We start from the raw sequence: 13,062 nt of genomic DNA on the forward strand, positions 1-13,062 counted from the left end.
TATCCGCACGCGTACACCCTCTCCTATGGCGAGAACGCACCACCATCACTGTTTGCAGTGCCTTCCTCAGGTGCGCCCCGCCGAATCCCCATCGGCCTGCGCCGTTCTGCCTCGCGCCGCGGCCCAGCAGGTCATGCGGCGCGGGTCGCCACACCAGAGCCGGTCGGCGGCCCAGGCGCAGGGCTTCGGCGGGCCGTCGCATTCAAGCTTGATCACTGGAAAGAGCCGCGTCGGGGGCTCCGCGGGCAGGCCACGGAGCGTCACGTGGTCGGCGGTCTGCGTGAAATCGAGCGGCTGGCCCGTCGTGAGCAGCGTCGCGCGCAGCACCCGCGTCGCCAGGCCGCCGAGGGCGAGGGTCGGCCGCCCATCCCAGAAGCGGATGACGAGGTACAGGTTGTTGCCCTTGCGCGTCTGGCGGCCATAGGTGATGAACTCGCAGACCTCGCCCGCCTCGGAGCCGTAGATGCACTCGCCGTGGACGCGCAGCCACTCGCCGATGGCGCGCGCCCGCTCGACGAATTCGAGCGGAAGCTGGCCGTCGGGCTTGGGCCCCACGTTCAGCAGCAGGTTCCCGCCCTTGCTCGCGGCCTCGACGAGCATGTCGAGCAACAGGTCGGCCGGCCGCCAGCGCTCGCCGATCGCGTAACCCCACAGGCGCCACGTGCTCACCTGGCAGCTCTCCCACAGGCGGCTCGGGTCGGCGGTGATGTGGTGCTCGGGCGTGCCGAAGTCACCAAGGAGGCGCGATTCGCCCGCCCCCAGGCCGCCATCGGCGGAGGGCGCGGCATCGGGTGGGGCCACGCCGAGTCGGTTGTTGATCAGAATGCCGGGCTGGAGCTGGCGGATCATCCTCACGAGGCCCTCGCTGCCCCAGGCGCGCTGATCGTGGGGCCAGGCGCCGTCGAACCACATCACGTCAATCCGCCCGTAGTTCGTCAACAGCTCGCGGACCTGGTTGTGCACGTATTCGCGGAACGCCGTCCAGCCCTCGGGGTCGTGGGCCGGGCCTTCCCAGTAAGCGGGCACGCGCCAGTCGGCCAGCGAGTAGTAGAGGCCCACGCGGAGGCCCGCGGCGCGGAACGCCTCGACGTACTCGCGCACGAAGTCGCGCTTCGGCGCCTGCGCGGCCGACGAATAGTCCGTGAACGCGGAGTCCCACAGGCAGAAGCCGTCGTGATGGCGGGTGGTGAGGACGGCATAGCGCATCCCCGCATCCTTCGCCACCGCGGCCCATTCGGAGGCGTCGAAGCGGTCGGGCTTCCAGCGGCACGCCGCCCTCGCGTACTCGCGCTGGGCGAGATGTTCGCGGAACAGCACTTGCTCGCCGCGGCCATAGACCGCATACGGCCCCCAGTGAATGAACATCCCGAAGCGCGCCTCGGCGAACCAGCGCCAGTGGGCGGGAATGGCGGGATGCGACACTGTGGGTTCTGCCTACAGGGACAAGGTCTCGAGATGACGGAAGACAGAAGAGAAGTAACGGAAGCGCGCTGAGGGAGACCGGTCCGTGCCAAAGTTGGGGAAGGAGCCTCGGTCTCGGCGGCCCCGACCGAACCAGATGCGGAAGTAGAGCTCGAAGTTATCCTTACTTTGTGTGCGCCTCTGGTCCCTATCGGACTTGTACGCGATGGAGGCGTCCGAGACGTCAACCCTGAACGGCGTGCCGCCCGATGTCACCAGGCTCAACGGTGTGTGCTTGCGGAGGTACCCCCAGGCCGTATCGAAGTCCATGGTATGTCTCCTCAGTGGTGGAGTTGTTGGGCACGAGACCGTGGCAGCATCAGAGGTCCCAGTACGCATCGCTGCGTGGGCGCACGTGATGGACGACGACCTCGCCGGCCGAGCTGTCGAAGCCGTAGATGACCCTGTAGTCACCCACGCGCAGCCGATGCAGGTGCTGGGAACCTGAGAGCTTGAGGGACCCACGGGGAAGGGGATCGTCGCCGAGTGCCTCGATGCGGGCCATGACGCGGCGGACCACGGCCTGGGGGAGACGGCGGAGGTCCTTGTGAACGGAGGGCTTGAGAATGACTCTAAAGGAGGCCATCCTTCCTCAGCCGCCGCTTCATTTCTTCGAGACTGATGGGTTCCTCGTCTCTCCGCTCCGCGACGATGGCCAGGTCGTGGAGGTCCTCCATCAGCGCCGCGTACCGCTTCAGCGGGAGGACGACGCCCGTCCTCCTGCCCTTGGCATCTACAAGGAACTGCTCTGCCGTGGCGGCCATTTGAGGTCTCTCCGGAAGGACTCGTTGCCCACGCTGTCTGTCTTTCATTGTATCACTGAGATACTGCCGTGCAAGCCGCAGTTGCCACTCGACCCATGCCCCCTGCCTCACAGCCTCCACGGCTCGCGCATGGCCCGCGAGAGGCAGCGGTTGGCCTCGGGGTCGCCCGCGAACTGCTCCTTGTCGGGGTCCCACTTGAGCGGGCGCTTCAGTCGCAACGCGATATCGGCCAGGAGGCACAGGCTGGTGGAGCGGTGGGCCACTTCGGCCGGGGCCACGGTCTCGTGGCGGGTGCGCACGCAGTCCAGGAAGTTGCCCGAGTGGTCGCGGGATTCGGTGAGGCGGACGTCGCTGGCCTTGAACTGCACCTTGAGGAGCGATTCGGGCTGGGCGAGGTACGAGGCGGCGTTGCCCTGGGCCATGGCCCAACCCTCGGTGCCCTCGAAGCGGGCGCCGACCTCGGGCGAGTTCACGTCGTTGTGGGTGCTGGTGAAGATCAGCTTCACGCCGTTGGCGTAGCGGAACGTGACGTTCCAGTCAATCGCCGTGTCGTTGTAGCCGTCGGTGGGGAAGGTGCCGGTGCCCTCGATTTCGAGCGGGCCGGTGCGGTCGGTGCCGTTGCCCCACTGGGCGATGTCGAGGGGGTGGACTCCGCAGCCGGAGATCCAGCCCGCCGTGTAGTCGGAGCGGAACTGCCAGCCGCCGCCGCCGACGCTCTGGCCCATGAAGGGCGACCAGGGGGCGGGGCCGAGCCACATCTCGTGGTCAAGCTGGGGCGGCGGCGGCGCGGGCGCGCGGTTGCCGCTCTGGTGCCCGCCGCGCTCGCACACGCGGATGGTGTGCACCTGGCCGAGGTAGCCGTTGATGGCCAGCTCGCACACGTGGCGGAAGCCGTGATAGGAGCGTTGATGCGTGCCGTGCTGGAATACGCGGGCGTAACGGCGGGCCGCATCGGCCAGCGCCCGCCCCTCGCGAATGGTCACGGAGAGCGGCTTCTCGCAGTAGACATCCTTGCCGTTCTTGAAGGCCGCGATGGACTGGAGCACGTGCCAGTGGTCGGGGCTGGCGATCGTCACGGCATCCACGTCGTCGCGCGAGACCACGTCGCGGAAGTCGGTGGTCGGGTAGGGCTTGCTGGGGAGGGACTGGCTCATCCGTTCGGCCCGGTCGCGCCAGGGGTCGCACACGGCGATGGCCTCGGAGACACCCTCCCGCACGAACGAGCGCAGGATGCCGCTGCCGCGTCCGCCCAGGCCGATGAAGCCCATGCCGAGGCGGTCGTTGGCCCCGAAGGCAGAAGACCGGATGAACCACGGACCTGCCACAGCCGTGGCCGAGGCCGCCAGAAACCGCCGGCGAGAGAACTGTGCACGCTTCATTGGCCCACTCCTTTCAGGGACGACGAAGAACGGCCGAAGGTGTTCGACCGCGGGTTACGCGGTTACTGCTCTGGGGGCAACAACGACCAGATCGTCCGCGATCATGTCGGGGACCAGGGTGCCGGCAAACTCGCCCCGATAGCAGACAGGGGACTGCTTCTGCTGGTCACCCCGATGCTCGCGGCAGCGCAACTCGATGGCGAGAGCATTCTCGTAGGGTTTCTCGCCGAGGCCGGGCTTCGGTTCATTGAGCACCGCCATCGCCGAGCCGATTATGCCCTCGGTCAGCTCCTCGTGCAATAAACCCTTGTCCACTGCTCTCTCCTGGTCTGTCTTTCCCATCCGCGCAATCGGCGGTCAAGTCTATTGCCTGCTCTTTGCTCAGCGGCGGATGTGGTTGACGGCATCGCGCAGGGCGCGGGAGTAGAGCTGCTCGAACTCGTAAGCGCTGCGGAGAAGGCCCGCCGGAGCATCGTAGTCGAAGGGCTCGATGAGCGCAAGGTGCTGGCCGTCAGGGTCGCGGGGCGAGACGAACAGGGTGGTGGGGAAGCGGCGGACGCCGTGGGCTTTGAGGAAGGGGGCGTGCTCGGGCCTCTCGGCGTCGAGGTGGACCTCGAGGAAGTCGCGCCGCGCAAGCTCGGAGATGGCGGGGGTGGCGCTAAGCATGGCCTCGAACCGGCGGCTGGTGAGGGAGCTGGCGGCGAGGACGTGGCAGAGGATCATCCGCCCGCTCTCCCTCGCCTGCCGGAAAGCCGCCGTGAGGTCGGCGCTCTGCTCCCTCACCTGATGCGGGGCGGGCTGGGGAGCGCCGTCGAGGACGAGGACCAGGCGGGGGCGAAGCGCGGGGTCCACGGGGTGGTCGGAGGCGGTCATCCGCACGTCGTGCTTGCCCATCACCCAGTTTCCGGCGACGGGCTCGATGGCGATGCCGCAATTGGGCCACTCGCCGCTGAGCCACTTGCGGGCGGGGGCGGTGAGGTCGAGGGCGAACCAGCCGGTCTTCTCGATGGTGATCAAGTCAACGGGCTCGGGCTGGCGGTCGGAGGGGCCGGCGTAGAGAGGCTGCTCCCAGTTCTCGGTGTCGCCGACGGGGTAGAGTTTGCGGCCGCCGAGGGGATTGGGGCTGTTGGTGGCGTTGAGGCCGCCCATGACGCCGACGACGGCTTCGCTCCAGCGCCGCTTGAGGGCGACGACGCGGTAGTTGCGGTCGGCCTTGCGGTCGAGTTCCTCGACGTTGAGCGCGAGGAGAGCCTTGGCGAGCCGGGTGTCGCGGGGGAGCATGGAGAGGTCGAAGGCGACGAGGGTCCGCCGCCCCTCGCCGCCGAGGTGGAGCTGGTAGCGGAGGTCGTCGCCGTAGGAGAGGTCAGTGCCGCTGTTGGTGCACGAGCCGCCGAAGCTCTTCTCCGGGCGGCCGTCGCCGAAATAGACGTCGCGTGCGCCGTCGTAGGAGGCGATGCCCAGTTGCGGGAGCGGCGCGCCCTGCCACAGCTCGACGACGGTGGCCTGCGGGTGCTGCTTGCGGAGCTCGGCGGTGGCGGGCAGCTCGGGCACGGGCTTGCCGAAGTCGGGGTTCTCGAAAGTGAACGGCATCCGTTTGACGAACGTGCCGAGGGCCGGGCCGGCGTCGAGTGCGATGACGACGTGCGACGGCCCGGGGCGATGGAACTTGGTGAGGAGCGAACTGCTCCTCTTGCAGCCCCCTCAGTAGTCGCGGAAGACGACGGGGGTGATGTGCGGCGCGTCGGCCTCGCCGGGCGTCTCGAGCCAGCCGCGGACACCGCGGACGCCGCCCGAGACCCAGCAGTGGCCCTGGGCGAACACGACCGAGGGCGAGGAGCCGGCGAAGAAGGGCACCGCGCCGTCCAGTTCGATCCTCGCCCCGGGGCGCAGCGTGGCCCCGACGCCGTTCCCGCTGGCCTTGCGGCCGCCCTGGAGGGTGACGACGAAGTCCTCGTTGCGGAGCGAGAATTCCCTGCCGCCGACGCGGAAAACGGGCGCCTCGCGTTTGAGTGTGCCCCAGGGCACCGTGGCGTCGGAGCACGAGAGCTTGACCCGCCACGAGCCGTCCTTGGCCGCCGCGGTGAGCTCGAGGAACGAGCTGACGACGGCGAGGGAGTAGTCGAGTGCGGGGTCGGGCACGTCGAGCTTCCGCTCCTTCACCAGGCCGCCGCCCCAGGCCGTGACGTGGAAGGTGACGAGGGGCTGCCCCTTCACCTCCCTCATCGGGCTGGGCTTGTCGAGGACGAAACACTCGTCCGGCTCCGTGAGGTCGCGGTTCGCATTCAGGTCAACATAGATACGGTCCACGCCTGAGCCGAGGCCCTTCGATTCGTCGGCCACGAGCGCCACGATCGTCTTTCCCTCGGGGCCGAGGGCCAGGAAGCGATAGGCCGGCTTCAGCGAGCCGTAGCGCGGCTCCTTCAGCGTGCGGTCAATCGCCGCGTGGTCGAAGGCCGGCTTTGGCTCGGGACAAGGGGCCTCGACGGCCGGGCCGGGCGCCGCGGCGAAGAGGGCGACCAGTGCCGCAAACATCTTCATCGGGATTGGCTCCTGTTCTCTCCTCGACTCTCCGGGGGGCCATTATAGGCTTTTCGGCTGGGAATCAATAGCTCCCCCCTGACATGCCCTGGTTTCGTTCTCTTACTACTCCGGCCGCGAATCAGCTTGCGCTTTCCGGTGTAGCGACAAGCGTCCCGCCTGTCGAGAAACGCCTCCTTAGTTGGGGAGCCCCCGAAATCCTGTCGGCCTTGAAAAACCGGGAAGCAAGGCGTAGAATCCGGCCAGGCGCCCGGCCCGCACAATGCTGGGGCGGCTCCTTGATCTGGGCTCGGGCGCGTCCGCGACCGTGGGCCGGCGCCGCTGAGGGGGAACCTGCCATGAAACCTGCGACTGGCTGCCTGCTGGCCGTGTGGATGGTCTGGGGCGCGACGGAGGCGGCGGTGGCGTTCCGGCGGCTCGCGCCGGCGGCCGGGTCGCCGGCGGGCGTTCTGCGCTTCGAGGTGCCGAAGGGGGCGAGAGTCCACCGCGCCGACCTCTTCATCCCGCGGTCGGGCGAGATTACTGGGAGAGAGGAGGATGCCCTCGCGCCCGTCGAAGTGGTGGCCCTCGCCGGCACCGAGCAGGCGAGGGCGCTGACGCTCCGCCCGCCCTGGTTCGATCGCTTCGATGCGACGGAGGCCGTGCGCGCCTGGGCCGCGGGCCAGCCCAACGGCGGGTTCCTGGTGAAGTCGTTCCCGAAGGGCAACCTGGCTGCCGCGCACCTCGATCTCACCGTGGAGGGCGTGGCGAAAAGTGAACAGTCGTGGCGGAAAGTGACTGCGCACGCGCACAAGGCCGGGCAGACCTTCATCGTCTTCGAAGAAGCTGACGACCGGTCGCTCGACCCCGCGCCAACCTGGGCCGACCTCAGGAAGCGGCTGGACGCGATGGACGAGGAGCGCGAGGTCCGCTACCGCGTCTTCCGCTACACGGAGCCGATCACGACCGCCTCGCTGCCGCAAGCCGAGTGGCTGGCGGATGTGCCGCCGATGTCGGGCTACAACGTCCTGGCCCGCTCGGTGGACCAGCTCATCGCGCTACATCGCCGTAAAGCGATAGATGACATGGACTTCGCGAAGCAGTTGGCCCGCCAGGACTACTTCTCGAAGTACCATCCGGACATGCCCGAGATGGGCCAGGTGCCGATCCAGCGGCTGTGCATCCAGGACGGCGAGCCGCTGCCGCCGCGGACGGGTCTCTTCGTCCATCATCCAGCCGCGGCTGGAAAGGCTTGGTACGCGGTGCTTTGCGTTGTCAATGGCGAGGCATCGGGGGCGCAGGTTGCCTGCTCCGGGCCCGTGGAGGAGACGGTTGGGACCGGCGAACCGGTGCTTCAGGGCAGGCCCGACGTCACGGTGTTCTTCGACTACCCGGGCGAGCGTCGCCACTACGTGCAATGGGTCGCGCCGCCCTTGGCGAACCTGCCGGGGCAGTGCGCCAACTGGGGCGTCTTTGTCCCGCGTAACTATAGTAATGCCAAGGAGAAGCGGCTGAGCATCTTCTTCCACGACGCCACCCAGCGCTGGCTCAAACCCCCGTGGCCCCATCGGCAAGACACGGTGTTGCTGTCCCCGCACGACGCCCCGTGGAGATCGTTCGGCTACGGCTACCACGAGGCCCTCGGCACGCTCAAGCCGTTTCGTAACGGCCTAATCCGCCAGTACTTCGGGCTACGTGTGGATGGCATGCTCGCCTGGGCGCTCAGGGCGTTCGGGGCCGATGCGGGGCGCGTCTCCTGTGGCGGGAGCGGGCCGTGGGGCGGGACGGCGGCCCTGCAATATGGCCTCCGCCGGCCGGGGCGCATCGCCTACGTGATGGCGGAGGACTCACCCGATCCGAATCCGCAGTTAACTCCTTATGAATACGAGCTTTATGGCAAGCGCAAGACGCTGAGGTCCGAGATGGATGCCGTCTGGGGCAAGGCCGAATGGAAGCTCGAGGCCGAGAGCGGCAAGCCCATCTGGGAGGAGTTGGATCTCGTGGCCTACGTGCTCGCGAACGGGCGGAAGACGACGATGCCCTTCCTCTCACTTGGGGCCGGAAGCCAGCACTTGACCTGGAAGCAGGAGAGCGACCTCATGAAGGCATATCTCCAAACCCATAATGCCTTTATGGCGGAGTTCTTCTGGGGAAGCTCGGCTCATCTTCACCTCCCGGTCGGCATCGAGGAGGGCGAGCACCCCTTCGAGCCGAGGTCGGACCGTCCGTTGCTCGCTTGCAACCCGAAGGACCGCGGGCCGAACCCTGACTTCTTTCCAAAGCATTTCGACACCGGCCAGCGCGGCTACAGCGGCGGAGGGCGTCTCAACACGCGCCCACGGTGGGATTCCGAGGCGGTGGTGGACGAGCCAAACCGTTTAGAAATAACGACTTACTGTGCGAACCGAGTGGCCTATGCCGGCAGGGTCACCTGCGACGTAGCGGTTCGGAACACGCGGAAGTTCCGCCCGCCACCGGGGGAGAGGCTGCTCTGGACGGCTCCCGACCCCCGCGAGCCGCGCAAGACGGTTCAGGGAGAGGCCACAGTGGATGAGAACGGCCATATCCTGCTGGAGGGATTCACGTTCGGCGAGCCGGGCCGCCTGGTCGTCCGCCGCGCCGCGGAGAAGGGAGGTGACCTGTGAGACGCACCCTTCTCGGCCTATGGCTTCTCGCGGCCTGCGCCATCGGCGCCCAGAGTTTCATCACAACCCCTCTCCAGGGCAAGGTTACTGGCGACGTCCTCCGCTTCGATCTCGCGCCGCTCGGGCAGGAGACGAGGGTGCTGCGGGCCATCCTGCGCGTGCCCCAGCGCGGGCACAGGACGGGCGTGGCGGTGAGGGTTGTGCCGATCGGCGTGGGGAACGAGCCACCGCTCAAGCTCCTGCCGCCGGACTACGTGAGTTTCGATGCGACAGCCGCCGCGCAGGCCTGGGTCGCCGATGCCAAGTGCAACCAGGGTCTGAAGATCGCTGAGAGCGGCGGCGTGGACTTCTCAAAGGCGTCGCTCGAGGTGAGCCGCCTGGGCGAAGGCGAGGACCCGATCAGGCCGGTCACCGACGTGAGGGCCCTCCACCAGTCGGGCCAGACCTTTGTGACCTGGCGAGAGATCGAGGACGTGGTGGGCGACGACGCGCCGGCCTTCGCCGACTTCGACAAGGCGGTGCTCGACGCCCGCGCAAAGCGGCGGCTCGTCTACCGGGTCTATCGCCACGCCCAGCCCATCACCGTGGCCAGTCTCGGGCAGGCCGAACTCGCGCGCGAGGTGCCCGAGGTCGTGTCGTGCTGGAACCTCAAGGCGATCCGCAACACCGAACACCCCAATCAGGGCACGCCAACGAAGAACTCGCCCCTTCGCCCCGGCTACAATCTGGCCCTGAACCACGTGATGACCCGCTACCGCATCGTGAGCAACGCCGAACCGTTGCCGCGGGCCACGGGCCTCGCCGTCTTCACCGCGACAAAGCCAGGGAAGCACTACTACGCCGTCACGGCGTCGGTGGACGGACGCGAGGCTGTGGCAGAGATTGCCGGCCTCAAGGAGCCGATCGAAGAGCGGCCCGCGACGTTCCCAGCCATCGTCTACCAGCGCACCGTGCAGGCGGACCCCAAGGATGCAAAGGCATGTGACATAGATGTGTACAACTCCTGGATCGAGCCGCCTTACGCCAACGTGCCCGAGGTGTCCGAGACCTACATTGTCCGCTGGCGCGACCTGCCCAAGCCCGGCCCCGAGACCCGGCTGCCTCTCATGCTCAACCTCGGCACCTACGGCGGGTCGGCCACCGAGTCGGCCAGCCCCGGCTGGCACGGCGCCCGCCGCCACGTGCTGGGCGCGCTCGGCATCGCCCTGAGCGAAGGCGGCCTGTGGCAAGGCTTCCACGAGTGCATCGGCACCCTGCGCGGCTACGACGACGGCGTGGTGCACAACTACCCTCAGCGCCGCGTGCTCGCCGCCGCCGCGTGGGCGGTCGCAAGCCCCGACCTCCTCGTGGACCCCGAGCGCGTGAGCATCTGGGGCCAATTCGCCGGCTGGGCGCTGCGCCACGGCGACGTCTTCTCCGCCGTCATGTCCAACGGCCACTGCAACCTGGCTATCGGCAAGGTGCCTCAGCAGCACGGCTGGAAGTGGGGACCGTATCCCAAGGGTTCGAAGAACTGGCTCGGGATTGACCAGTGGGAGTACATGAACCTGGCCAAGTGGGTACGTGAGAATCCCACGGCCGAGTTGCCGTACTGGCTCTGCTGGCCGGCCTACGGGGCCTACCCGGCCCACACGATCGGCGACTTCGGCTTCATGCCCTGGCCCGAAATGATCCACGCCATGGCCTCGACCAAGCGCGCTTTCGCCGCCAACTGGTCGAGCAACGGCCCCGGCCCCATCGGGCCGCTGCGCGAACTCATGCCCCGCATTCGCCTGCACCAGAGCCTGCCCGCCTTCGGCCGCTGCTCGCTCGACCACAGCCCGGGCGACGGCGACCACGCCGACGCCGAGAAGGGCGGCGGCATCAACCTCTACCAGCTCTGGGAGCCCGAGACCCTCGTGGACGAGCCCGCCCGCTGGGAGATCACCCTGTCGCTGCGCGGCGACTGCCCCTACCCCGAATGCACCACCGACCTCACCCCCCGCCGCTGCCAGAAGTTCCGGGCCAAGCCGGGCGATGTGTTCAAGTGGAGCGCGGCTTCGCTGGAGGAGGGCGGGCCGCTTCAGTCGGGCACCGCGACGGCCGACCGGTGGGGCCTCGTCACCGTGGAGGGATTGCGCCTCTCGAAGGCCAAGTTGCGTGTGAAGATCGAGCGATAGCGGCGGCCGGCCTACAGGTCGTCGCCCGCTGGGTCGAAGAGCAGGAACCCGGCCAGCGCATCGAGCAGTTCGCCCAGGTGCACCTCGACCTTGGCCGCGGCCACGAGCAGGCCTACGTTGGCCCCGACCGCCCAGTAGTCCATCAGCCCCTGCGCGAACGGCTCGTCGCCGGGCAGCAGCATGCCCGCGCGTTCGAGGCTCGCGGCCGCCTCGCCCTCGGCGCCCGTGTGCCGATACGTGAGCCCCGCCACGGTGAGCGGCCCGACCGAGAACTCATTGTGCTCGAACATCCAGGTGAAGCGCCGCCGGTAATCCTTGCCGATGAACACGCCGTGCGTGTGGCCGGCGCCGAGCTGGAACGCGCGGGTGACGTGGGCGTTCACGTGCGCGCTCGCGGGAAACAGGTGCGGCGGCCACGGCAGTCCGATGCCGAACGACACGACGTCGAGCACGTCAACCAGCCGATTGGGCAGGTAGAAGGCGATGGCGTGATAGCCGCTGGCCCCGTCCGCCGGCGCCGCCTGGCCCGTGGCCTGAAGCGCCTGCGGCGTTGCAGGACTCCGCATCGCGCAACCCATTGCCGCAAGGCACATTGCCAACGCCAGCAGTGCCGCCATCGCCACACGGTGCGCCATCGCCAATCTCCTCGGGGGACCTCGGGTCGAAGCCACCCCCACACGATAGCATGGCGGGAGAGGGCGGTCAAAGCTCGGGTGCGATTCGGAATAGCAGGGGGTCCCTACCCGTGTGCGGCGGGTTCCCGGTAGCACAGCCGCCCACAAGCCCCCCACAGAGGGCGGCGCGTGTGCCGTCCGATCGCGTGCTTCGCCGGCTCGCCCCGCGCGGGCAGAAGCGCTTGACATCGCCCGGCCGCGTGCTATCATTCAGGAACGTGCAAGGACTGGCCTCCGCCGCACGGCGTTCTCGCCGCCGTCGGAGGGGGAGGCCGCCGGCTTCGGCCCGGTGGGCGGGCGGCCGGGCGTTGCATCCCGCGAGAGGAGAAGGGGGCTGAGCATGAGGGCATTGGTCGGCGCTGCGGCGGTGCTAGTGTTCTCGGCGCTGTTGGCGGGCTGCGCGGGGATGGGGCAGGCGCCCGTGGTGCCGCCGCAGGGCATCGGGTTCACCGACTACTCGGCGCCGCTGGATATTGACTGCGACAAGACGCAGCTCGGGACGAAGCGTGGCGAGGCGAGCTCGTCCTCGATCCTCTTCCTCATCGCGACCGGCGACGCCAGCATCCAGGCGGCCGCGCGCAACGGCCAGATCACCACGATCAACCACGCAGACTACAGGTTCCTCAGCGTCCTGGGGCTCTACACCAAGTACACGACCGTCGTCTATGGCGACTGAGCCTCCGCGCGCGAGCTGAGGAGACTCTCATGAAACCACATCTGCTGACCGCAGTGCTTTGCGCGCTGGCGTTCGGCCTGGTGGGCTGCGCGTCCTACCGCACGCCGGTGAGGCCGCCGACGGGCCTGCTGATGACAGAGCTCTCGGCGCCATTGACCACCAACTTCCACCGCACCCCTGTGTGCGCCAAGCAGGGCTCCGCCGAAACCACGTTCTTCCGCGAGCCGATCCTCACGGGGCTGTCCTTCTCGTGGGGCGAGGCGGGCATTCGCGAGGCCGCCGCCAACGGGGGCCTGACCACCGTCGAGTACGCCGACTACCACGTCACCCTTGTGCTCGGCATTTTCGGCAAGTTCAAAGTTACCGCCTACGGCCAGTGACACCGGCCCGGGGCGCGGGGCCCCCGCCCGCGCCCCGCAGGCCGATGGCCGACTCAAGGATGGAGCCAGATCCACATTGTAGACTCTTACGGCGCATGCCCACTGCCGGTCCCGCCAAAGTGTAGAATGCAGATCTGACCCCACCGGCCGAAGACGAAGAGGCCGCGGAGCGGCCAAGAAACCCGTCCCCACGCAGAGCGTAGGCACGAGGAAAGAAGTCGGAAATCATGCTCGCCCCTACGCTCCGCGTGGGGGCGGGGGTCCGGACGCTCTCGCGCCCAACTCTGGAGCGATTCCCAGCCCCCGACAGAAGGCTGTGCGGAGTCGTCGCCATGCCTCCTTCCGGCCTGCGTGTGCTCCAGAGTTCTCCCTCCCGAAGGTTCCAATGCCTTCGGAAGGGTAACGGG

12 protein-coding genes are annotated in these 13,062 nt (G+C 68.2%); 4 read left to right on the plus strand and 8 right to left on the minus strand.

Going from position 1 to position 13,062, the window contains the following annotated elements; all coding sequences use genetic code 11:
* Nucleotides 1-66: 66 nt before the first annotated feature.
* The 7 genes from PLE19_05715 to PLE19_05745 all read right to left on the minus strand — a co-directional run bounded on the left by PLE19_05715 (nucleotide 67) and on the right by PLE19_05745 (nucleotide 6,142).
* Nucleotides 67-1,422, minus strand: a complete 1,356-nt coding sequence (locus tag PLE19_05715) for an alpha-L-fucosidase (protein HPD14425.1) — start codon at nucleotides 1,420-1,422, stop codon at nucleotides 67-69.
* A gap of 358 nt (nucleotides 1,423-1,780) precedes the next feature.
* Nucleotides 1,781-2,047 (minus strand): type II toxin-antitoxin system RelE/ParE family toxin, encoded by a 267-nt coding sequence (locus tag PLE19_05720; GenBank protein HPD14426.1) that lies wholly within the window; start codon nucleotides 2,045-2,047, stop codon nucleotides 1,781-1,783.
* The gene (locus PLE19_05725) at nucleotides 2,034-2,225 is read right to left on the minus strand and encodes a hypothetical protein (protein HPD14427.1); all 192 of its coding nucleotides are present in this window, start codon (nucleotides 2,223-2,225) and stop codon (nucleotides 2,034-2,036) included. Before PLE19_05725 ends, PLE19_05720 begins: the two co-directional genes overlap by 14 nt.
* 107 nt (nucleotides 2,226-2,332) lie before the next feature.
* Nucleotides 2,333-3,604, minus strand: a complete 1,272-nt coding sequence (locus PLE19_05730; GenBank protein HPD14428.1) for a Gfo/Idh/MocA family oxidoreductase — start codon at nucleotides 3,602-3,604, stop codon at nucleotides 2,333-2,335.
* A 54-nt stretch (nucleotides 3,605-3,658) separates the two neighbouring features.
* Nucleotides 3,659-3,919 (minus strand): GxxExxY protein, encoded by a 261-nt coding sequence (locus PLE19_05735; protein ID HPD14429.1) that lies wholly within the window; start codon nucleotides 3,917-3,919, stop codon nucleotides 3,659-3,661.
* 66 nt (nucleotides 3,920-3,985) lie between these two features.
* The gene (locus tag PLE19_05740) at nucleotides 3,986-5,194 is read right to left on the minus strand and encodes a DNRLRE domain-containing protein (protein ID HPD14430.1); all 1,209 of its coding nucleotides are present in this window, start codon (nucleotides 5,192-5,194) and stop codon (nucleotides 3,986-3,988) included.
* Between the two features lie 111 nt (nucleotides 5,195-5,305).
* Nucleotides 5,306-6,142 carry a hypothetical protein gene (locus PLE19_05745; protein HPD14431.1) on the minus strand — a complete coding sequence of 279 codons (837 nt, stop codon included), beginning with the start codon at nucleotides 6,140-6,142 and terminating at the stop codon, nucleotides 5,306-5,308.
* A gap of 338 nt (nucleotides 6,143-6,480) precedes the next feature.
* Between PLE19_05745 and PLE19_05750 the strand changes: the two genes are divergently transcribed.
* A complete protein-coding gene (locus PLE19_05750; GenBank protein HPD14432.1) occupies nucleotides 6,481-8,766 on the plus strand; it encodes a hypothetical protein in 2,286 nt (761 codons plus the stop codon).
* Nucleotides 8,763-10,925 carry a hypothetical protein gene (locus PLE19_05755; protein ID HPD14433.1) on the plus strand — a complete coding sequence of 721 codons (2,163 nt, stop codon included), beginning with the start codon at nucleotides 8,763-8,765 and terminating at the stop codon, nucleotides 10,923-10,925. The genes PLE19_05750 and PLE19_05755 overlap by 4 nt, the downstream gene beginning before the upstream one ends.
* A gap of 11 nt (nucleotides 10,926-10,936) precedes the next feature.
* On the opposite strand, the gene PLE19_05760 is transcribed toward PLE19_05755, so the two are convergent.
* Nucleotides 10,937-11,560: a hypothetical protein gene (locus tag PLE19_05760; protein ID HPD14434.1), complete on the minus strand. Its 624-nt coding sequence runs from the start codon at nucleotides 11,558-11,560 to the stop codon at nucleotides 10,937-10,939.
* 379 nt (nucleotides 11,561-11,939) lie between these two features.
* Here PLE19_05760 and PLE19_05765 point away from each other — a divergent pair, with 379 nt between their 5' ends.
* Together PLE19_05765 and PLE19_05770 are read left to right on the plus strand one after the other, a co-directional pair.
* On the plus strand, nucleotides 11,940-12,275 hold the full coding sequence (locus PLE19_05765; GenBank protein HPD14435.1) for a TRL-like family protein: 336 nt from the start codon (nucleotides 11,940-11,942) through the stop codon (nucleotides 12,273-12,275).
* A gap of 29 nt (nucleotides 12,276-12,304) precedes the next feature.
* Nucleotides 12,305-12,655 (plus strand): TRL domain-containing protein, encoded by a 351-nt coding sequence (locus PLE19_05770; protein HPD14436.1) that lies wholly within the window; start codon nucleotides 12,305-12,307, stop codon nucleotides 12,653-12,655.
* Nucleotides 12,656-13,062 lie beyond the last annotated feature (407 nt).

The sequence above is a fragment of the Planctomycetota bacterium genome (assembly GCA_035384565.1).
Taxonomy (GTDB): domain Bacteria; phylum Planctomycetota; class PUPC01; order DSUN01; family DSUN01; genus DAOOIT01.